General features: G+C 59.7%; 20 protein-coding genes. 13 read left to right on the top strand and 7 right to left on the bottom strand.

The genetic code is table 11. The features are described from left to right. Window positions 1–17: 17 nt before the first annotated feature. From ABWV42_RS11415 to ABWV42_RS11405, 3 genes are all read left to right on the top strand, one after another. Window positions 18–2,864: a DNA translocase FtsK gene (locus ABWV42_RS11415; RefSeq protein WP_353340208.1), complete on the top strand. Its 2,847-nt coding sequence runs from the start codon at window positions 18–20 to the stop codon at window positions 2,862–2,864. 69 nt (window positions 2,865–2,933) lie between these two features. Continuing rightward, the gene (locus ABWV42_RS11410) at window positions 2,934–3,533 is read left to right on the top strand and encodes a LolA family protein (protein WP_255104037.1); all 600 of its coding nucleotides are present in this window, start codon (window positions 2,934–2,936) and stop codon (window positions 3,531–3,533) included. Between the two features lie 8 nt (window positions 3,534–3,541). Further along, on the top strand, window positions 3,542–4,033 hold the full coding sequence (locus ABWV42_RS11405) for a P-loop nucleotide/nucleoside kinase family protein (protein WP_353340207.1): 492 nt from the start codon (window positions 3,542–3,544) through the stop codon (window positions 4,031–4,033). On the opposite strand, the gene ABWV42_RS11400 is transcribed toward ABWV42_RS11405, so the two are convergent. Together ABWV42_RS11400 and ABWV42_RS11395 are read right to left on the bottom strand one after the other, a co-directional pair. Next, on the bottom strand, window positions 4,030–4,614 hold the full coding sequence (locus tag ABWV42_RS11400) for a transglycosylase SLT domain-containing protein (RefSeq protein ID WP_255104033.1): 585 nt from the start codon (window positions 4,612–4,614) through the stop codon (window positions 4,030–4,032). The genes ABWV42_RS11405 and ABWV42_RS11400 overlap by 4 nt on opposite strands. An 82-nt stretch (window positions 4,615–4,696) precedes the next feature. Next, complete coding sequence (locus tag ABWV42_RS11395) at window positions 4,697–5,578, bottom strand: AEC family transporter (RefSeq protein ID WP_353340206.1); 882 nt, start codon at window positions 5,576–5,578, stop codon at window positions 4,697–4,699. A gap of 83 nt (window positions 5,579–5,661) precedes the next feature. On the opposite strand from ABWV42_RS11395, the gene hspQ reads away from it, so the two are divergent. Beyond that, window positions 5,662–5,988: a heat shock protein HspQ gene (gene hspQ / locus ABWV42_RS11390; protein WP_353340205.1), complete on the top strand. Its 327-nt coding sequence runs from the start codon at window positions 5,662–5,664 to the stop codon at window positions 5,986–5,988. A gap of 34 nt (window positions 5,989–6,022) precedes the next feature. Here hspQ and ABWV42_RS11385 read toward each other — a convergent pair whose 3' ends face one another. Genes ABWV42_RS11385 through ABWV42_RS11370 form a run of 4 tightly spaced genes read right to left on the bottom strand, consistent with a single transcriptional unit; the run spans window position 6,023 to window position 8,833 of the window. Next, the gene (locus ABWV42_RS11385; protein ID WP_353340204.1) at window positions 6,023–6,403 is read right to left on the bottom strand and encodes a rhodanese-like domain-containing protein; all 381 of its coding nucleotides are present in this window, start codon (window positions 6,401–6,403) and stop codon (window positions 6,023–6,025) included. Between the two features lie 3 nt (window positions 6,404–6,406). Beyond that, entirely contained in the window at window positions 6,407–7,984 is a 1,578-nt protein-coding gene (locus ABWV42_RS11380; protein WP_353340203.1) for a gamma-glutamyltransferase family protein, read from the bottom strand. A 56-nt stretch (window positions 7,985–8,040) separates the two neighbouring features. Beyond that, complete coding sequence (locus ABWV42_RS11375; RefSeq protein WP_353340202.1) at window positions 8,041–8,484, bottom strand: ATP-binding protein; 444 nt, start codon at window positions 8,482–8,484, stop codon at window positions 8,041–8,043. Window positions 8,485–8,503: 19 nt separating this feature from the next. Next, a complete protein-coding gene (locus ABWV42_RS11370; RefSeq protein ID WP_255104021.1) occupies window positions 8,504–8,833 on the bottom strand; it encodes an STAS domain-containing protein in 330 nt (109 codons plus the stop codon). 182 nt (window positions 8,834–9,015) lie between these two features. On the opposite strand from ABWV42_RS11370, the gene ABWV42_RS11365 reads away from it, so the two are divergent. After that, complete coding sequence (locus tag ABWV42_RS11365) at window positions 9,016–10,188, top strand: thiolase family protein (RefSeq protein ID WP_353340201.1); 1,173 nt, start codon at window positions 9,016–9,018, stop codon at window positions 10,186–10,188. 61 nt (window positions 10,189–10,249) lie between these two features. Here the strand turns inward: ABWV42_RS11365 and ABWV42_RS11360 are convergent, their stop codons facing one another. After that, window positions 10,250–11,485 carry a hypothetical protein gene (locus tag ABWV42_RS11360; RefSeq protein WP_353340200.1) on the bottom strand — a complete coding sequence of 412 codons (1,236 nt, stop codon included), beginning with the start codon at window positions 11,483–11,485 and terminating at the stop codon, window positions 10,250–10,252. A gap of 61 nt (window positions 11,486–11,546) precedes the next feature. Between ABWV42_RS11360 and msrC the strand changes: the two genes are divergently transcribed. The 8 genes from msrC (at window position 11,547) to ABWV42_RS11320 (ending at window position 19,129) form a co-directional block, all read left to right on the top strand. Then, window positions 11,547–12,005, top strand: coding sequence for a free L-methionine (R)-S-oxide reductase MsrC (gene msrC, locus ABWV42_RS11355; RefSeq protein ID WP_353340199.1), 459 nt, complete (start codon window positions 11,547–11,549; stop codon window positions 12,003–12,005). A gap of 170 nt (window positions 12,006–12,175) precedes the next feature. Next, window positions 12,176–12,748: a helix-turn-helix domain-containing protein gene (locus ABWV42_RS11350; protein WP_255104017.1), complete on the top strand. Its 573-nt coding sequence runs from the start codon at window positions 12,176–12,178 to the stop codon at window positions 12,746–12,748. A 143-nt stretch (window positions 12,749–12,891) separates the two neighbouring features. Further along, complete coding sequence (locus ABWV42_RS11345; RefSeq protein ID WP_353340198.1) at window positions 12,892–13,272, top strand: hypothetical protein; 381 nt, start codon at window positions 12,892–12,894, stop codon at window positions 13,270–13,272. Then, on the top strand, window positions 13,265–13,636 hold the full coding sequence (locus tag ABWV42_RS11340) for a GFA family protein (protein WP_353340197.1): 372 nt from the start codon (window positions 13,265–13,267) through the stop codon (window positions 13,634–13,636). The genes ABWV42_RS11345 and ABWV42_RS11340 overlap by 8 nt, the downstream gene beginning before the upstream one ends. Before the next feature lie 13 nt (window positions 13,637–13,649). After that, window positions 13,650–16,103, top strand: a complete 2,454-nt coding sequence (locus tag ABWV42_RS11335) for a GcvT family protein (protein WP_353340196.1) — start codon at window positions 13,650–13,652, stop codon at window positions 16,101–16,103. A 78-nt stretch (window positions 16,104–16,181) separates the two neighbouring features. Then, entirely contained in the window at window positions 16,182–17,246 is a 1,065-nt protein-coding gene (locus tag ABWV42_RS11330) for an alcohol dehydrogenase family protein (RefSeq protein WP_303623610.1), read from the top strand. Next, entirely contained in the window at window positions 17,243–18,139 is an 897-nt protein-coding gene (locus ABWV42_RS11325) for a homocysteine S-methyltransferase family protein (RefSeq protein ID WP_255104014.1), read from the top strand. The genes ABWV42_RS11330 and ABWV42_RS11325 overlap by 4 nt, the downstream gene beginning before the upstream one ends. 3 nt (window positions 18,140–18,142) lie before the next feature. Then, window positions 18,143–19,129 carry a GlxA family transcriptional regulator gene (locus ABWV42_RS11320; RefSeq protein ID WP_255104013.1) on the top strand — a complete coding sequence of 329 codons (987 nt, stop codon included), beginning with the start codon at window positions 18,143–18,145 and terminating at the stop codon, window positions 19,127–19,129. Window positions 19,130–19,196 lie beyond the last annotated feature (67 nt).

Here is a 19,196-nt window from a genome sequence, read left to right as displayed (position 1 = left end):
AGAACGAGGGAACGAGTATGGCATATCAGGCGCGTGGACGAGACCCGCTCTTTGACAGCACAACACAGGCCGCGATTGAAAAACGCGGAAAGGAACTGATCGGCATCGCGCTCATCATCCTCGGGTTGATGGCTGCGGCGATGGTGTTCTCCTATTCGCCAAACGACCCAAGCTGGCTTTCGGCCACCGATGCGCCGGTTGAAAACTGGATGGGGGCGCTGGGCGCGTCGATTGCGGCTCCGCTCTACATGATTGTCGGTGGCGGCAGCTGGGGGATCGCGCTGGTCCTGATCGCCTGGGGGCTGCGCTTCTCGCTTCATATCGGTGAAGAACGCGCGATGAACCGCGCGATCTTTGCCCCGATCGTTCTGGCCCTTGGCTCGGTCTATGCCTCGACTCTTGTTCCCGGAGACGGCTGGACCCACAGCTTTGGCCTTGGCGGTCTGTTCGGCGATACCGTGCTTGGTGCGATCCTGACTATCCTGCCGATTGGCGTGGGCTTTGGCGTCAAGATGATGTCGTTGGTGATGGGGCTTGGCTTTGTGGCATTGGCCCTGTTCGTGCTGGGCTTTACCCGAGAGGAATTGCGCAAGGTGGCGCGGTTCATGGTTGTGGGCGTGATCCTGTCCTATGCCTCGCTGATGACGCTTCTTGGCAAGGGCATGGGCGGAGCGGCACAGGCGGCGCAACGTGCGCAGGCCCGCCGCCAGGAGCGCAAGGCCGAGGCAGAGGCGCAGGCACAGACCGTTGCCGCGTCCGCTGCGCCCGAGGTCGTGGCAGCCGAACCCACTGGTGAAGAGGTGATCGAAAAGCCGGGTATCCTCAAGCGGATGCCTGCCCTGATCAAGCGCGCGCCGGAACCGATGCCCGAGCCGGAACTGGTGGAAAACATCTTTGTCGAGGATATCGCAGACGCGCCGGGGGATGATCGTATCCGCGCCAAGATTGCCGATGTCATTCGCCACCGCAAAGCGCAGGAACAGGCCGCGCAGGATGTCGAGATCGAAATCGAGGATGCCACGCCGCTGACCCGTGGCCGTGGTCGCGGCCCCGATCCGTTGATCCTTGACCCGATGCCGCACGGAGAACTGCCGCCCGAGCCGCCGCTGACCGCCGCCTTCGCTGCGCCGATGGCCGAGGATGTGCCGCTGGTTGAGGATTTCATCGACAGCGAACCGGAACAGGCCCTGCCGCTCGAGCCGGTGGTGACATCGCCCGTGACAAGCGCCGCGATCCCGATGCAGGAACCCAAGAAGGTTGTGCAACCGCGCAGCCAGAAGCCCGTGCAGCCGTCGACCCGCGCCAAGGCCGAGGCGCAACCGTCGCTGAACTTTGACGAGAACAGCGTTGAATACGAACTGCCGCCACTGAACCTGCTGGCGAACCCGATGGACATTCAGCGCCATCACCTGAGTGACGAGGCGCTCGAAGAAAACGCCCGTATGCTTGAGACCGTTCTCGATGACTATGGCGTCAAGGGCGAGATCGTCAGCGTGCGTCCCGGCCCTGTTGTCACCATGTACGAACTCGAACCCGCGCCGGGCCTCAAGGCAAGCCGCGTGATTGGTCTGGCTGACGATATTGCCCGCTCGATGAGCGCCCTGTCGGCGCGTGTTTCCACCGTGCCGGGCCGCAGCGTGATCGGGATCGAACTGCCGAACGAGAACCGCGAGAAGGTCGTGCTGCGCGAGATCCTCTCGGCGCGTGACTTTGGCGACACCAACATGAAACTGCCGCTGGCGCTGGGCAAGGACATTGGCGGTGACCCGGTTGTGGCCAACCTTGCCAAGATGCCTCACCTGCTGATTGCCGGGACCACCGGCTCGGGCAAGTCGGTTGCGATCAACACCATGATCCTGTCGCTGCTTTATCGCCTGACACCGGAAGAATGCCGGATGATCATGATCGACCCGAAGATGCTCGAACTGAGTGTCTATGATGGCATTCCGCACCTGCTTTCGCCGGTTGTGACCGACCCCAAGAAGGCGGTTGTCGCCCTCAAATGGGTCGTCGGCGAGATGGAAGAACGCTATCGCAAGATGTCCAAGATGGGCGTGCGGAACATCGACGGCTATAACAGCCGAGTGAAAGACGCGCTCGACAAGGGCGACATGTTCTCGCGGACGGTGCAGACCGGCTTTGATGACGAGACCGGTGAACCGGTGTTCGAGACCGAGGAATTCGCCCCCGAGAAGATGCCCTATATCGTCGTGATCGTGGACGAGATGGCCGACCTGATGATGGTCGCGGGCAAGGAAATCGAGGCCTGCATTCAGCGTCTGGCCCAGATGGCCCGTGCCTCGGGTATCCACATCATCATGGCCACTCAGCGCCCCTCGGTCGACGTGATCACCGGCACGATCAAGGCCAACTTCCCGACCCGGATTTCCTTCCAGGTGACGTCGAAAGTGGACAGCCGCACGATCCTTGGCGAAATGGGCGCCGAACAGCTTCTGGGCATGGGTGACATGCTCTACATGGCGGGCGGTGCCAAGATCACCCGCTGCCACGGCCCCTTTGTCAGCGACGAAGAAGTCGAAGAGATCGTCAACCATCTCAAGAGCTTTGGCGCGCCGGACTACGTTGGTGGCGTGGTCGAAGGGCCGGATGATGACAAGGCCAGCAACATTGATGCGGTTCTGGGGCTGTCGACCGGTGGCAACACCGATGCCGAGGATGCGCTTTATGACACGGCGGTTGCCATCGTCATCAAGGATCGCAAATGTTCGACCTCCTACATCCAGCGCAAGCTGTCGATCGGCTATAACAAGGCGGCGCGTCTTGTGGAGCAGATGGAAGAAGAGGGGCTGGTCAGCCCAGCCAACCACGTTGGCAAACGCGAAATCCTGGTGCCCGAGCAATAAGGTGCCGACACACGAGACAGTGAGCGCCGCCGGGGTGTATTTCCGGCGGCGATTGCATATCTAGGGGGTATGAAAATGTTGCGATTTCTGAGCGTACCCGTGCTGAGCCTTGCATTGGCGATGCCTGCCTTTGCAGACAAGCTGCCCTTGTCCGAGGTCTCTGACTATCTGAACGACCTGAAGACGGCCGAGGCCAAGTTCACCCAGATCAACGACGATGGGTCGGTCTCGACAGGGCGGGTGTTTATCAAGCGTCCCGGCCGTGTCCGTTTCGAATACGACCCGCCGGAAAAGGCGATGGTTCTGGCCAGCGCCAATACGGTTGCGATCTTTGATGGCCGGTCCAACCAACCGCCCGAAACCTATCCTTTGGGGCGCACGCCGCTGTCTGTGATCCTTGCCCGGAACGTTGATCTGGCGCGCGCCAATATGGTTGTCGGGCACGCCTATGATGGCACCGCCACGGTGGTGACCGCGCAAGACCCCGAGCATCCGGAATATGGCAGCATCGAAATGGTCTTTACCGGTGATCCGGTCGAGTTGCGCCAGTGGGTGATCAACGACAATTCCGGCGGTCGGACGACGGTGATCCTTGGCGAGATGCACACCGGCATGTCTTTGAAAAATTCGCTGTTCAACATCGATTTGCACCTGCCTCACAACAACTAGGCCCTGTCATGACCGCCACGTTGCATATCCTTGTCGGCAAGATTGCATCAGGGAAGTCGACACTTGCGGCCGAACTGGCGCAGGCACCGGCGACGGTTGTCCTGAGCGAAGATGAATGGCTTGCAGCGCTCTATGGGCCAGAGATGCGCAGCATCGAAGATTTCGTGCGCAACTCGCGTCGTCTGCGGAGCGTGATGGGGCCACATATCCTGCGGCTCTTGCACTCTGGTGTCTCGGTTGTGCTGGATTTTCAGGCCAATACCCTGCCCGCAAGGGCATGGATGAAGGGCCTTGTCGACGATGCCGGGGTGGCGCATTTGCTGCACTATCTGGATGTGCCGGACGACATCTGCCGGGCGCGTATGCATGCCCGCAACGCGAGCGGGGACCATCCATTTGCGCCGAACGATGCGCAGTTCGATGCGATCACCCGCCACTTTGTTGCGCCAAAGCCCGAAGAGGGCTTTGACATCAAGACGTATAAAGGCAACTGGGATTAGAGCTTGCGGCAGTTGCGAAGCTGCGCGCGGTACATCTGCGAGCGGTTTTCCACCTCTTGCGAGACACGCACCAGCCAGGATTTGCGACGCCAGGTCCCACGGCTATAGCCGGTATGGCCTTCGTGATAGGCAAGGTACTGGTGACGCGCATTGGTCAGCGAGATGCCGTTGCGATTGCGGGTTTCCGTCATGTACCAGCCGATGAAATCCGACGCGTCGCGAATGTTGTTGCGCTTGGCACTGCGGCTACGGGTTTCCTTCTGGTACTGCTTCCAAGTGGCATCCAGTGCCTGGGCGTACCCGTAGGCGCTTGACTGGCGTCCCATCGGCAGCACGCCCAGAACGTATTTGTAGGGCGTCCGGGCGTCGGACTTGAATTTGCTTTCCTGGTAAATGAACGCCATCTGCACGTTGATCGGCACACCCCACTTGCGCTGGGTCGCCTTGAAGGCACGCTCGTAGGTGGGACGCTGCCGCAGGATCGAACAAGCATCATTCAGATTGCGCGGCGCGCTGTCGTATCCGCCGCCGCAAGCTGCAAGCAACAGAAGAAGTGTCAGGGCGCGAAAGTGTCTGCTCATGGCCTCTCGCCTTATAGGTGTATTCTTTGTTTGCCTGCATTCTACCGGATCAGACCGAGAGGGCAAATCACATTCCTGCGGTTCAGAGCAGGAGGCCCAGCAAAAGCGGCAGACCTGCCACGGATACCAGCGTTGAAACGACGACGAAGCCCGCGACTGATTGAGAGTCGGCGCCATATTTCTCGGCCAGAAGGTAAGCGGTGACGGCAACGGGTGTTGCGATTTGCAGGACAAGCACACCAAAAGAGATGTCGTCGAGATTGAAGGCAAGGCCAATGCCCCAGGCAATCGCCGCACAGACAACCAGCTTGATGATCGACAGCACGATCGCCGTCGACACCCGCCCCGGGCTGAGGCGGCCAACAGCCACACCAAGGGTAATCAGCATCATCGGAATCGCCATCTGCCCCGCCAGGTCCAGCGTGTTGGTCAGGAAACGCGGGGTTTCCCAGCCCTGCCAAAGGAAAAGCGCCCCCAGAAGCGTCGCGCCGATCATCGGTTCCTTGAGGATTTTTAGAAACGATCCGCGCCCCGCGACCAGCCAGATGCCAAAGGTGAAGGACAGAACCGCGCTGACCGCGAGAAGCACCACCGCGCGTTCGAGGCCCGGCTGCCCAAAGGCAAAAAGCGCAAGGGGAATGCCAAGGTTTCCGGTGTTGCCGAAGATGAAGGGCGCAAGGTAGGTGCGCAGGTTCATGCCAAGCGCCTTGAACAGGACCCAGCCCGCCACGCCCACCGCAGCATAGGCACAGATCGAGGCCAGCGTCAGGTTGAACAGGGCCCCCAGATCGGCCTCGGTTTTCATCAGTGCGGTGAAGATCAGACAGGGGACAGCCAGCGTCATGGCAAGGCGTGTCACGAACTCGATCCGGTATTCGAATCCGGCCCGAACCCAGACGAAACCCACCCCCGCGAGCAGGAAAACCGGCGACACGATTTCCAAGACTGTCAAAGCAAGGTTCACAGACTGTTTCCTCGAAAATTGTGCCTAGAGTTGGACAAGTCCCCCTTGAAAGGGATACCGTTGAGGGGTAGGGGCTGCAAGCTATGTTGAAGACACGCGCAAAATATCACCTTGGCCAGATCGTTCGCCACCGGAAGCATCCGTTCCGCGGCGTGGTGTTCGATGTCGATCCGGAATTCTCGAATACCGACGAGTGGTATGACGCGATTCCCGAGGACAGCCGGCCGCGCAAGGAACAGCCGTTCTATCATCTGCTGGCCGAGAATGATCACACCTATTATGTGGCCTATGTGTCCGAGCAGAACCTGATCGCCGACTATTCGGGCGAACCGGTGGATCACCCCGACATCGGGGATCTGTTTGGTCCGTTCGAAGACGGGCAATATCCGCTGCACTTCCAGCTGAATTGACGAAAGGCGGCCCGGAGCCGCCTTTTTTGTTGGTCTACTCGACAGAGCGCCCCTGTTTCTTCCACGATCCAAAGCCGCCTTCCATCTCGGCGATGTTCTCAACACCGATGTCCTGAAGCGCCTTCACGGCGAGTGCCGACCGCCATGCGCCGGCGCAGAACAGGATCAGAGTCTTGTCGGTATCAAAGACCGGCTTGTGATAGGGGCTTTCCGGGTCGATCCAGAATTCCAGCATGCCCCGAGGGCCGTGAACGGCGCCGGGCATCCGGCCTTCCCGCTCAAGTTCGCGAATGTCGCGAATGTCGACAAACATCGCTTCTCCGGCGTCGACCATCGCCTGCGCCTTGTCCTGATCCAAGGTCGTGATTTCTTTCTTTGCCTCTTCGACGAGGGTCTTCACGGGGGTAATTGCCATGTCTCAATATCCTATTGCGCAGCCATCTTTGCGGGGGTCCGACGCGCCGACAAGCACGCCGTTGTCATCAATGCGGATCGCCTGTGCGCCGCCAATCGGGCCGTCGGGAATGCTCACCTTGTGGCCCATGTCGGCCAGTTCCTGACGCACTGAATTGGAATAGCCTTTCTCGACTTTCATGTCGCCCGAGTCCGAAAAGGCGCGTGGGGCGTCGATGGCGGCCTGCGGGTCCATGTCGAAATCAACAAGGTTCGAAACAAACCGGGCATGACCGTTGGGCTGATAGGCGCCGCCCATCACCCCAAAGGGCATGGTCACGCGGCCATTTTGGCGCAGCATTCCGGGAATAATGGTGTGCATCGGGCGCTTGCCGCCTGCCATCTCGTTCGGGTGTCCCTCTTCAAGGGTAAAGCCCGCGCCGCGGTTTTGCAGCAGGATGCCGAACTTTTCCGAGGCGATGCCGGAGCCGAAGCCATGAAAGATCGAGTAGATCAGCGAAACGGCCATGCGGTCGCGATCGACCACGGTAATATAGATCGTATCCTTGTGCACCGCTTCCGTGAGCTTTGCCGGGTTGGGCATGGCCTGTTTGAGGTCAATCAACGTGGCGAGCTTTGCAGCGGTTTCCGGCGCAAGCATATACTCCAGCCGTGCGGTCGCATCCGGATCGGCAAGGAACCTGTTGCGCGCATCATAGGCAAGTTTTGCCGCTTCGGCCTCGACATGGGCACGCATCGTGCCGAATGGCGCCATGCCAGCGATGTCGAAATGGCGAAGGATGTTGAGCATCAGGATCGCCGTTGCCCCCTGTCCGTTCGGAGGATGCTCAACCAGTTCGGTATCCCCGTAGACGCCAGAGACGGGGGTGGTTTCCATGCCCTTGGTTGCCGCGAAATCCCCGGCGGTGTGGACGCCACCAAGGGCGTTCAGGGCCGCGATCATGTCTTCAGCGATCTCACCCTCGTAAAAGGCATCGCGCCCCTTGGCGGCGATCCGGCGCAGCACTTCGGCCTGTCCGGGGCTGCGGAACATCTGGCCAATTTGTGGAACCTTGCCGTCGACCAGATAATGCTGTCGCGCGGCCCCCTGAAGGGTCGCTTCGGCAGCGTTCCAGTCAAAGGCAACGCGCGGCGCAACCGGAACGCCCTCCTCGGCATAGTGGATCGCAGGGGCGAGGATGGCCTCAAGCCCCAGTTTGCCGTGCGCCTCGGACAGTTGGCAAAAAGCGTCAATTGCACCGGGGATCGTCACCGCTTCGGGGCCCGTCAGCGGCACAGTGGTTTCGCCGCGCGCACGCAGGTCAGCGGCGCTTGCCTTGGCAGGGGCGCGCCCTGATCCGTTGAACGCCTTGATGTCGTTGCTTCCGGGCGGCGCGAACAGGACAAAACAGTCGCCCCCGATGCCGGTCATCTGTGGTTCGCAAATGCCAAGCAGCACCGCGCCGGCAATGGCCGCGTCCATCGCGTTGCCACCGCGTTTCAGAATGTCGATGGCGGTCTGGGCCGCCAATGGGTGCGATGTTGCGCACATCCCGTTGGCGGCGAATACGGCCGACCGTCCGGGCAAATGGAAATCCCTCATGAAGTCTCCCCTTCTCTCCACGAAGGGACATTAGGGCGCGGTCCCGGGTTTGCCAATCACGTCGGTTGTGACGTCGCGACCGAGAAGTAGAGGATGTTGTTGGTCGCGATCCTTTCATAGTGCAGATCACGGGCCAGCATATGCACCAACGCCCAGCCGAAGCCACCTTCGGGGAGATCGTGGAACGCGGTGTTGAGGCATGGCAAGCGCGGGCCGGGCACCCTGCCATCGGGCATCGCATCACCGTTGTCGCACACTGCAAAGCGCAGCATGTCCTCCCGCGGTTCACAGTTGAGCTGTATCATTCCTTCACCGGCTTCCTGTAGGGCGTGCTCGACAACATTGTTGAGGATTTCCGCCAGAACGATTTCGATCTGGCCCGCCGTATCCCCGGTGATGCCGATGTGACCAAGGTAGCCACGCATCTTCAGCAGCGCCCCGCGCACATCCTTGGCGGAACTTGGAAACTGAAGCGAGAATTCAGGGGCAAAACTTTCCATCGTGTCCTGTTGGATCGCGCTAGTCTGCGAGGGCGTCTCCTAATGTGTCGTGAATGCGAAACACCGTGTCCATCCGCGTCAGGCGGAACACCTTGTCGACGTTCGGGTTGAGGCAGGACAGATCAAGGCGGCGCTGCTGCCCGAGTTGTTTCATCGCGGCAACGATCGCACCAAGGCCGCTGGAATCGATGAAATCCACCTTGGCAAGGTTGAGAACCACCCGCGCCTTGCCCTGTTCCGTGGCACTGCGCATCCTGTCCTTGAACTGGATCGCGATGGCGGCATCGATGCGCGGCTCATCCACCGTCACCACCAGAGTGCCGTTTTGCATGTCACTTGAAAGCTGCATGAAGCCCGTCCTTGTTGCCCATATCCGCAACGTTACGGCCAATCCCTTACCAATCCGTTGCCCCGTATTTTCGCGGGATGGACCTTGCTGCCGCTGGTAGGGATGATGTCGCCTGAAACATCCATGCAAGGATTGTCCTTCATCTGGAAGGCAGTCAGATGAATCGCCAGAGGAGGGCGACGATGAAAAACGTAGTGATCGCAGGCGCAGCACGGACCCCGATGGGAGGGTTCCAGGGCATGTTCGACGGTGTCGAGGCCGCGAAACTGGGTGGTGTCGCCATCAAGGCCGCGCTGGAAAACGCCAAGACGGACACCGTGGACGAGGTGGTTATGGGCTGTGTTCTGCCCGCTGGTCAGGGCCAGGCGCCCGCACGTCAGGCCGGGTTTGCCGGTGGTCTTGGCGAAGAGGTTCCCGCGACCACGCTCAACAAGATGTGCGGCTCGGGCATGAAGGCGGCGATGGTCGGCTTTGACCAGATCGCGCTGGGCAATACCGACGTGATGATCGCCGGTGGCATGGAGAGCATGACCAATGCCCCGTATGTGCTTCCCAAGATGCGGGGTGGGGCGCGGATCGGCCACCAGCAGGTGCAGGACCACATGTTCCTCGACGGTCTGGAAGACGCCTATGACAAGGGCCGCCTGATGGGCACCTTTGCCGAAGACTGCGCCGAAAGCTTTCAGTTCACCCGCGAAGCCCAGGACGAATATGCGCTGAAGTCGCTTTCAAACGCGCTTGAAGCGCAGCAGTCGGGCGCTTTCGAAGGCGAGATTGCACCGGTCGTGATCCAGACGCGCAAGGGCGACGTGACCTTTGCTGAGGACGAACAGCCTGGCAATGCCCGCCCCGAGAAGATCCCGCAGCTGAAGCCCGCCTTCCGCAAGGACGGCACGGTGACACCGGCCAACTCCTCTTCGATTTCCGATGGCGCGGCGGCTTTGGTTCTGGCCTCGGAAGAGGCCGCGAAAGAGCGTGGCATGAACATCCGCGCCCGCGTCGTTGGGCACGCAAGCCATGCGCAGGCACCGGGCCTGTTCACGACCGCGCCCGTTCCGGCCGCGCAAAAGCTTCTGGAAAACATCGGCTGGTCCAAGGACGACGTGGATCTTTGGGAAGTGAACGAAGCCTTCGCCGTGGTGCCGATGGCCTTCATGCACGAAATGGGCCTGCCGCGCGACAAGGTGAACGTGAACGGCGGTGCCTGTGCGCTGGGCCACCCAATCGGTGCCTCGGGTGCTCGCATCATGGTCACTCTGCTGAATGCGCTTGAAAAGCGTGGGCTCAAGCGCGGAGTTGCCGCAATCTGCATCGGTGGTGGCGAAGGCACGGCCATCGCGATTGAGCGCGTCTAAAGTCGCCCGCAAATCTGACGAGGCCCGCCCCCAAGTTTCATTTGTGGGGGCGGGTCTTGTTTCATTCGCTTTCCGATTTGCCTGACGGGGCGCGTTTGCGCAGCGTCTCCTGCGCTACGATCCGCGCGGCATCGCCCTCAAGATATGAGTAGACCCAATCGACCAGACGGTGGGCAAGCTCTTTGCGTTTGAGCAGCTGAGAGCTGTCTGCCGTAGGAATTTGGGGCTGGTCCTGGAAAAACGTCTCGTTGGCCCAGCGGATCTCGTCATCCATCTGGGCGCGGATGTGCGATTTGATGGCTTCATCCGTCAGCTCAAAGCGCGGCAACTCCATGATGCTGGGCAATTCGCGAAGACGGCGGATCAGGTTACGGCGCCGTGCGACAAGCGGACGATCCGAGGCATCCTTATTGTGTGTCCAGTATTCGTTCATCATCAGCAGTGCGGCAACAGCCGCCCCCGGCAAGCTTTCGTTCGCCGTGGCTTCGCTTTCAACGAGCGTGATGTCTTCGCCCATCAGAGATGAAATGATCCCAGCAAAATCCTTTTCGAGCGACCCGTCAGGAAAGTTTGCCCGATCGAAATGCCGCACGATCATGGCCTCTTGGCCAAAGGCCTCGACGTACTGCATCAGGTTTGGTTTGAACTCAGGGACAAGCTTGCGCCGCTGGAGAATACCCGACAACGACTTTCCCCCGCGGATTTTCTGGTTAAATCCGGATGGAAAGCGGGCAACCGGATCACGCAGGTAGGCAACCACCGAGATAGAATCGAACATGGTTTCCAAGCGCGCGCGCAGGGCGTTCTTGTCCGGAACTGAAAAGAGGAACTCTTCCGAGATGATCGTCAGTTTCGGCTGCTTTTCCTTGATCTCTTTCTCAAGATTTTTCCAGTTCTCGGCACTCCATTCCCGCGCCTCTTTCGCAGAACCGAACTTCAGGATGACCGCTGCCTTCGTCATCTGTTCCTGTTCCATGAGATCCAGAGAAAGCGCCTGATTCATGAGGGATTTTTCGCAAACAGCAAAAATACCTTTTTGTGCAAGTTCGTCTTTCGATTGCTGCAAGCAGCTTTGGATCGCGGAGGTGCCGGACTTCGGGGGGCCAACATGGAGGAGAAGTTTCATAATTGTCTCAATTGATTTCAGAGTGAGAGGGATGAAATAGAAAACCGTTACGGTGGCATATTTAACATGCGGCTTTCGCATGCAGCAAGTTTCCGTACTGGGTGTTTTTTGTCTCGGCATCGCTTTTGCCGCAAGACCGAGTCCTTGGTTGCCTTTTTCAGGCAATTGCAAATTTGGATTGCAATCGGCGAACGAGTGTGTCCCTTTCGACCGGATTTTGCAGGAGGGATGAATGCGGGTGAACTACGAAGAACTGGGGCGTGTCATCTCCGCGCTTACCGAGAACGAAACCGACACCGTGTCGCTGATGGCAACGGTCGCCTGCGAGGTGCATCATAGCGATGACCGGTTCGACTGGACCGGGTTTTACCGCGTGGTTGGCCCCGAGCTTCTCAAGATCGGTCCCTATCAGGGCGGGCACGGGTGTCTGGTGATTCCCTTCTCCCGCGGGGTCTGCGGCGCGGCGGCGCGTACCGGGGACGTGCAGTTGGTGGCCGATGTCGAGGCCTTTCCCGGCCATATTGCCTGTTCTTCGAGCACACGGTCGGAATTGGTTCTGCCTGTGCGCGATAGCGCGGGCAAGCTGCTTGGCGTCTTCGATATCGACAGTGATCAACCGGATGCCTTTACGCAGGAAGATGCTGAAAAAATTACAGAAATTATCGACAGAACCTTCGCGCAAGCGGTGTGATCAAAGGAGGCTTCGGCCTCCTTTTTCTTTGCAACGAAACCTCTCAATTGGCGCCGTCACTTCCGTGGCGTCATTTTTGCTGCGCTGCGTCGTGAAAAAACTCTTGGAAATTTCACGAACTTGAGGCACCGTGAAATTCATCGAGAAAATTTCACGAGATATCGCTTCACATGCTACACAAGACGCCCACCGATCTGGAAACCCTTGGCGCGGATATTCGCGCGCTGCGCAAGTCGCGCGGGTTGACCCTCGTCGAGATGGCCGAGCGTCTTGGCCGATCAGTTGGCTGGCTCAGCCAGGTGGAGCGCGACAAATCCGAACCGACGATTTCCGACCTGCGCCAGATCGGCGAGGTTCTGGGTGTGCCGATGTCGATGTTGTTCGGCCATTCCAGCGTACCTGCGGGTGAGCAGGGATATGTTGTACGTGCCGGCGCACGACGCCCGATGGGGGGCAGCACCGAGGGGCTCGTGGAAGAACTGCTTTCACCCGATCTCACGGACGATTTCGAAATGGTGCATTCCACCTTCCAGCCGCTCTCGAAGATGCAATTGCCAGCCTGCCGTCCGACACAGGAGGTCGGCTACATCATCTCTGGCCGCCTTGATCTGCGTATTGGTGGCCGTGATTTCACCGTCGGTCCCGGCGACAGTTTTCGTATCCGCAATGAAGAGTACCAGTGGTCGAACCCCTATGAAGACCCCTGCGTTGCGATCTGGGTGATCGCACCACCGGTGTATTAATCATGCCGGTCTGGGTCAAAATTGCCACTGTCTTGGCGTTCATGTCTTTCTGGTTGTTTGGGATGACCACTGCCTTAGCGTCCGGTGGATGCCGCAAAGGCTTGAGTACTGCGGAGCGAACGAACAAAGCTTGCTTAGTCAGTATGACTGGACTTTTTGGGTTTAAGAAAATTGGCCAGCCTGACAAAGCGTCGGACGCGCCGTTGTATGCCGGATATGCAATCGCAACATTGGCCAGTGGTGACGCAAGTTCAGCTCGTGATTTGTTTAGGCAGTCCTTTCATTTCGGGTATGCGAGTTCCGAAAGCGTCGAACTCAAAAATGGCCTGAAGGTATCTGCTCCTCTGTTTACTACGGTTCTGCGAGTGCATCACGATCAAACGCCCCCTGAAGCGCGGGCTTTGTGGTGGGAGGTCTTTCAGGAGGCTGATGCTGATCTCTTTAAGGAACTGCTGACTGCAATCGAAGCAAAGCAGGATGATACAGGCGCACAGATTTACGCAGAAGGGGTGCAGTATGTTTAGAGGCTCCTGCCTGTGTGGCGACATCACCTATGAAACGGCGGCCCAGCCGCAGGGCGCGTCGATGTGCCATTGCAGCCAGTGTCGCAAACAATCCGGTGGCGTATGGTCTTCGGCCTATGTCGCCGAAACCGACCTGAAGATTTCCGGCCCCGTGCAATGGTTCGAGGCCAGCAAGACCGCCAAGCGCGGCCTGTGCCCGCGGTGCGGGTCATTCCTGTTCTGGAAGGCCCACGTCGAAGACACGATCAGCTTTTCTCTTGGATCGGTGGACGGCCCGACCGGCCTGACACTCACCAAGCACATCTTTGTCGCCGACAAGGGCGACTACTACGAGATTGCGGACGGCGTTCCGCAAACAGACTAACTAGGGAGTTCTCATGTCTGATTTTCCATCCAAGGCCCGTGTGGTCATCATCGGCGGCGGCGTTATCGGTGCCTCGACGTTGTATCACCTTGGCAAGAAAGGCTGGACCGATTGCGTGCTGCTCGAAAAGAACGAGCTGACCGCCGGTTCGACCTGGCACGCGGCAGGCAACGTGCCGACGTTTTCGACCTCCTGGGCGATCATGAACATGCAGCGCTACTCGACCGAGCTCTATGCACGTCTCGGCGAAGAGGTCGACTATCCGATGAACTATCACCAGTCGGGCTCTATCCGTCTGGCGCATACCAAAGAGCGGATGCAGGAATTCGAACGCGCCAAGTCGATGGGGCGCTACCAGGGCATCGAGATGGAGATCTGGACCCCGGAAGAGACCAAGGAGCATTACCCGTTCCTTGAAACCCATGACCTTGAAGGCGTGCTGTGGGATCCGACCGATGGTGACATCGACCCGGCACAGGTGACCCAGGCGCTTGCCAAGGGTGCGCGCGACATGGGCCAGAAAATCATCCGTTTCTGCCCCGCCACCGGCGTGACCCAGAAGGAAGACAAAACCTGGATCGTGCACACCGACAAGGGTGACATCGAATGTGACTATGTCGTGAACGCGGCTGGCTACTATGCCCAGCGCGTTGGCGAATGGTTCCTGCCCTATGGCGGCCGCACCGTGCCGATGATGGTCATGGAGCACCAGTACCTGCTGACCGAGCAGATCCCCGAAGTCGAAGCCTGGTCCAAAGAACACGGCAAGAAGCTTCCGCTGATCCGTGACGTGGATGTGTCCTACTATCTGCGACAGGAAAAGAACGGCTACAACCTTGGCCCCTACGAGCCGAACTGCAAAGGCCACTGGCTGTCGTCGACCGATGACAAGATGCCCGAGGACTTCTCGTTCCAGCTTTGGCAGGAAGACCTTGACCGGATCGAAGACATCGTCACCGATGCAATGGAACGTGTACCGCTGATGGCAACCTCGGGCGTCTCGAGCGTCATCAACGGCCCGATCCCCTATGCCCCTGACGGCCTGCCGCTGATCGGCCCGATGCCGGGCGTCGAGAACGCGTTTGAGGCTTGCGTCTTTACCTTCGGCATCGCGCAGGGCGGTGGCGCCGGTAAGGTCATGGCCGAATGGATCGTCGATGGTGCCACCGAGTGGGACATGTGGGCGGTCGATCCGCGCCGCTATACCGACTACACCGATCAGGACTACTGCGATCAGAAAGGCATGGAAGTCTACGGCAACGAATACGCCATGCACTATCCGCACCACGAATGGCCCGCGGCCCGCGACAAGAAACTGTCGCCGGTGCACGACAAGGTCAAGGCGCTGGGCGGCCAGATGGGGGCCTACAACGGTTGGGAACGCGCCAACTGGTTCGCCAAGGACGGTGACGACACTTCGGAAGAAGCAACGCACACCTGGGGCCGTTCTGGTCCTTGGGAGCAGCGCATCAAGGAAGAGGTCGAGAACGTCCGCGACAACTGTGGTGTGCTGGATCTTCCGGGTTTCTCGCGCTTTATGGTCAAGGGCGAAGGTGCCGCCGAGGCGCTGCGCGGGTTGGTTGCCGGCGGCCTTCCGAAAGTGGGCCGTATCAACCTTGTCTACATCTCCGATCCGCGTGGCCGTATCCTGACGGAAATGTCCTGTCTGCGTCTGGGCGAGGACGAGTTCGTGATGATCACTGCCGCCACCGCGCAGTGGCACGACCGTGACATTCTGGTTCAGGCAATGCCCGCTGGTGTGACTGTCGAAGACGTCACCACCACCCGCGACACGCTGATCGTGACCGGTCCAAAATCGCGCGAGATCATTGGTGGCCTCAGCGACGATGCCGACCTTTCGCTGGGTTGGCTGACCCATCAGGCCGCCACCGTGGCAGGCAAGCCCGCCTATCTGGTGCGTGTGTCCTTTGCCGGTGAACTGGGCTGGGAAGTCCACGCGCTGAACGAAGACATGCCCGCCATCTATGACGCGATCCTCGATGCCGGGGCCAAGCCGTTTGGCATGTATGCGCTCAACTCGATGCGCCTCGAAAAAGGCTATCGTGCGTGGAAGGGCGATCTGTCGACCGACTACTCGCTGCTGGAAGGTGGTCTTGGCCGCTTTGTCAAACTCGACAAGCCGCAGGACTTCCCGGGCAAGGCCGCGATCCTTTCGGAAAAGCAACAGGGCGTGAAGAAGACTTTCGTGACCTTGATCGTGGACGCAGGAGATGCGGATGCACCTTACATGTCCTGTGTCTGGAAGGACGGCGAGATCATCGGCGAGACCACCTCGGGTGGCTACGGTCACCGCATCGGCGCATCCATCGCGCTGGGCATGATCAAGCCCGAACACGCCGAGCCGGGCACGGAACTTGAGGTCGAGATCTATGGCGAGAAGTATCGCGCCGTGGTTCAGAAAGACGAACCTCTCTGGGATCCGGCCAACGAAAGGCTGCGTGCGTAACCTTGGGTTAGCCTTGTCGGCAGGCGGAAAACTCCGTCTGCTGGCAGGGGCATCCAGGGCACAAGAAAGGACCTCTCCATGATACCAGAGCTGATGAAAGGCGTTTACCTGACCGGGCATGGCGGCCCGGAGGTGCTGGAATGGAGAGAGGACATCCCTGTCCCGCGACCCGTGTCGGGGCAGGTTCTGGTGCGGGTGTTGGCCGCCGGTGTGAACAACACCGACATCAACACCCGTATCGGCTGGTATTCCTCTGACGTGACCGGAGCGACCGATGATGTCGACCAGGAGGTCGAGGCCGGTGGCCATGCCGGAGCGCTTCAGTTTCCACGTATTCAGGGCGGCGATCTCTGTGGCATCGTTGTGGCCATCGGCGAAGGTGTCGATCTTCAGATCGGGGCACGTGTGACAGGGCCGATCAACCTGCCACGCCCCACGTCTGAAAACCCGACCGCCTATATCGCGCTGGGCTCCGAGGTTGATGGCGCATTCGCGCAATACTGTCTTGTCGAGGCGGCGGACATCTACGATGTATCCGCGTCCCCTCTGTCAGACATCGAAATCGCCGCGATCCCCTGTGCCTTTGGCACGGCTGAAAACCTGCTGACCCGCGCCGGGGTGCGCGACGGGCAATCGGTGCTGATCACCGGTGCATCTGGTGGTGTCGGTCTTGCGGCGGTTCAACTCGCGGCCTTGCGTGGCGCGCGTGTGACCGGTCAGACCTCGGCCGCGAAGGCCGATGTCGTGCGCAATGCCGGGGCGGCTGACATTCTGGAACGCGGGCAAACGCCTGCGCTTTCCACCTACGATGTGGTCATCGACGTTGTTGGCGGGCCTGTCTTCCCCGACCTGATCCGCAGTCTCAAACAGGGCGGGCACTATGCCGTGTCCGGTGCCATTGCCGGCCCGATCGTCGAAGCCGATCTGCGGGAAATCTATCTGCCGGACATCACGATCCACGGCTGTACTTACCAACCGCCCGAAGTGTTCGAACGTCTTGTCATGCTCATGAACGCAGGCCGAATTCGCCCATTGGTGTCGCAAACCTACGATTTGCGCATGATCGGGCAGGCTCAGGAGGATTTCATGGCAAAAACTCTTCCGGGCAAACTTGTCCTTATTCCGCCACAGGAGGCCACATGACCCAGATTACTCTGCTTGACGGCTCTATTGGTCAGGAACTCGTGAAACGGGCGGGTGACCGTCCCACTCCTCTCTGGTCGACCTCGGTTATGCTTGAATATCCGCACCTGGTGCGCGAGGTGCATGGCGAATATTTCGATGTGGGCGCAACCATCGCCACGACAAACACATATGCGGTGCATCGCGACCGCCTGCCGATGGGTGGCATTGAAGACAAATTCGACGAGCTGGTCGAAATGGCGCTGCAAGAGGCCGAGGCGGCAGTTGCCAAACACGGTTCGGGACGCATTGCCGCGTCGCTCGGGCCTTTGGGCGCGTCCTATCGCCCGGACATCTGCCCTCCGCCTGACGAAGCCGAAGTGCCTTATGCCGAGTTGGTCGGGATGATGGATGCCCGTGTTGACCTGTTCCTGATCGAGACGGCCTCGTCCGTTGCCCAGGCGGAAGGCGCCTTGCGCGGTTGTCGCGCCGCAAGCAAACCGGTCTGGCTTTCCGTCACGGTCAATGATGACGACGGGTCCTTGCTGCGGTCTGGCGAGGGCGTAGGCGATCTGGCTGGTATCGTAGAAACCTATGCGCCGGATGCGGTTCTCGTGAACTGTTCGCGCCCGGAGGCGATTGCTGCGGCGCTCGATATCATCAAGGGGTTTGGGAAACCTTTCGGGGCCTATGGCAACGGGTTCACCCGCATCTCCGACGGCTTTCTTCAGGACAGCCCGACGGTGGATGCCCTTCAGGCCCGGGTCGATCTGACGCCCAAGGCCTACACGGCTTTTGCAATGCAGTGGGTGGAACAGGGCGCGACCATTGTCGGGGGCTGCTGCGAAGTGGGGCCCGATCACATCGCCGAACTGGCGCGTACATTGCGTGCCGCAGGACATGAGGTGGTTTGAGATATGACGGCATCGGCACGTAAACGCGATTTCGAATCCGCGACACGCACCTTCCATTTTGACATCCTCTTGGCCGAGGAGTTCGTGCTGATCGAACTCGCGGGCATCGTGGATGTTCTCATGATCGCCAACCGGGTCAGTGTACAGCCGGTGTTCAGCTGGACCTTCCGGTCTCTGCACGGGGGGCTGGTGCGCAGCCGCACTGGCGTTCTGGTTGAAACCAAACCGGTCGAGCCACGCCCGACGGCAGACTATCTCTTCGTGCTTGGCAACTCTGACCCCAGCAACCCGGCGCTCTCGGTTGGGCAACAGGTGGATCGCTATACATTCCGCAATGCCCAGGTCTACCTGCTGGCCGAAGCCGCAGCGCGTTACATCAGCGAACGCGGCGGCAAACATGCGGCGCTGACCACCCATTGGGAAAACTCCGCCTTCATGCGAGAGAAGCAGGGCACCTTTGATGCCTACTCGCTCTTGGCCATTGAAGACGGACAGGTTGTCACCTGTGCCGGAATGGAAGCCACAATCGATGTGGCCCTTGCCGTGGCAGGTCGCCATATCTCGGCCGCCGCAAAGATGACGGTCGCCGACATCCTGCTGCACGAACGCATCCGCGACTTCTCGACCCCGCAGCCCTACAGCGGCGTGAAGGGCACCAACACAGGCGACAAAGAGCTGGATGACTGTATCGAACTCATGACGGCCAATATCGAGGAACCGCTGCCGATCCACGAGTTGGTGCGTCTACTGGGAATTTCCAACCGCTCGCTCGAGCGCAAGTTCCGCACCTTCCTGGATACCACGCCCAACACCTATTACCGCGAACTTCGCCTGAGCAAGGCCAACAACCTGCTCTTGAACACCACCCTCAGCGTGCGCGAGATCGGCCTTGCCTGCGGCTTTGGCAGCGGCTTTTCCGGCCTCTACAAAAGCTTTTTCGGCGTGACCCCCCTGGCGATGCGCAAACAGCGCAGAATGAACGGGAAATAGCGACAAGGTGTAGAATGCGTCACATTTCGTGGCGTTTTTGGTGGATTTCCCGCCGCAACTCCGTGTC

This window comes from Pelagimonas sp. KU-00592-HH (genome assembly GCF_040369695.1).
In the GTDB taxonomy this organism is placed as follows: Bacteria; Pseudomonadota; Alphaproteobacteria; order Rhodobacterales; family Rhodobacteraceae; genus Shimia.
The sequence above is the reverse complement of the archived record's forward strand: the minus strand, read 5'-3'. Positions and strand labels throughout refer to the sequence as shown.

Excerpts from the sequence above, each read along its gene's own strand:
- ABWV42_RS11415 (WP_353340208.1), top strand. The coding sequence starts at position 18 with ATGGCATATCAGGCGCGTGGACGAGACCCGCTCTTTGACAGCACAACA.
- ABWV42_RS11410 (WP_255104037.1), top strand. The coding sequence starts at position 2,934 with ATGAAAATGTTGCGATTTCTGAGCGTACCCGTGCTGAGCCTTGCATTG.
- ABWV42_RS11405 (WP_353340207.1), top strand. The coding sequence starts at position 3,542 with ATGACCGCCACGTTGCATATCCTTGTCGGCAAGATTGCATCAGGGAAG.
- ABWV42_RS11400 (WP_255104033.1), bottom strand. The coding sequence starts at position 4,614 with ATGAGCAGACACTTTCGCGCCCTGACACTTCTTCTGTTGCTTGCAGCT.
- hspQ (WP_353340205.1), top strand. The coding sequence starts at position 5,662 with ATGTTGAAGACACGCGCAAAATATCACCTTGGCCAGATCGTTCGCCAC.
- ABWV42_RS11385 (WP_353340204.1), bottom strand. The coding sequence starts at position 6,403 with ATGGCAATTACCCCCGTGAAGACCCTCGTCGAAGAGGCAAAGAAAGAA.
- ABWV42_RS11380 (WP_353340203.1), bottom strand. The coding sequence starts at position 7,984 with ATGAGGGATTTCCATTTGCCCGGACGGTCGGCCGTATTCGCCGCCAAC.
- ABWV42_RS11375 (WP_353340202.1), bottom strand. The coding sequence starts at position 8,484 with ATGGAAAGTTTTGCCCCTGAATTCTCGCTTCAGTTTCCAAGTTCCGCC.
- ABWV42_RS11370 (WP_255104021.1), bottom strand. The coding sequence starts at position 8,833 with ATGCAGCTTTCAAGTGACATGCAAAACGGCACTCTGGTGGTGACGGTG.
- ABWV42_RS11365 (WP_353340201.1), top strand. The coding sequence starts at position 9,016 with ATGAAAAACGTAGTGATCGCAGGCGCAGCACGGACCCCGATGGGAGGG.
- msrC (WP_353340199.1), top strand. The coding sequence starts at position 11,547 with ATGCGGGTGAACTACGAAGAACTGGGGCGTGTCATCTCCGCGCTTACC.
- ABWV42_RS11350 (WP_255104017.1), top strand. The coding sequence starts at position 12,176 with ATGCTACACAAGACGCCCACCGATCTGGAAACCCTTGGCGCGGATATT.
- ABWV42_RS11345 (WP_353340198.1), top strand. The coding sequence starts at position 12,892 with ATGACTGGACTTTTTGGGTTTAAGAAAATTGGCCAGCCTGACAAAGCG.
- ABWV42_RS11340 (WP_353340197.1), top strand. The coding sequence starts at position 13,265 with ATGTTTAGAGGCTCCTGCCTGTGTGGCGACATCACCTATGAAACGGCG.
- ABWV42_RS11335 (WP_353340196.1), top strand. The coding sequence starts at position 13,650 with ATGTCTGATTTTCCATCCAAGGCCCGTGTGGTCATCATCGGCGGCGGC.
- ABWV42_RS11330 (WP_303623610.1), top strand. The coding sequence starts at position 16,182 with ATGATACCAGAGCTGATGAAAGGCGTTTACCTGACCGGGCATGGCGGC.
- ABWV42_RS11325 (WP_255104014.1), top strand. The coding sequence starts at position 17,243 with ATGACCCAGATTACTCTGCTTGACGGCTCTATTGGTCAGGAACTCGTG.
- ABWV42_RS11320 (WP_255104013.1), top strand. The coding sequence starts at position 18,143 with ATGACGGCATCGGCACGTAAACGCGATTTCGAATCCGCGACACGCACC.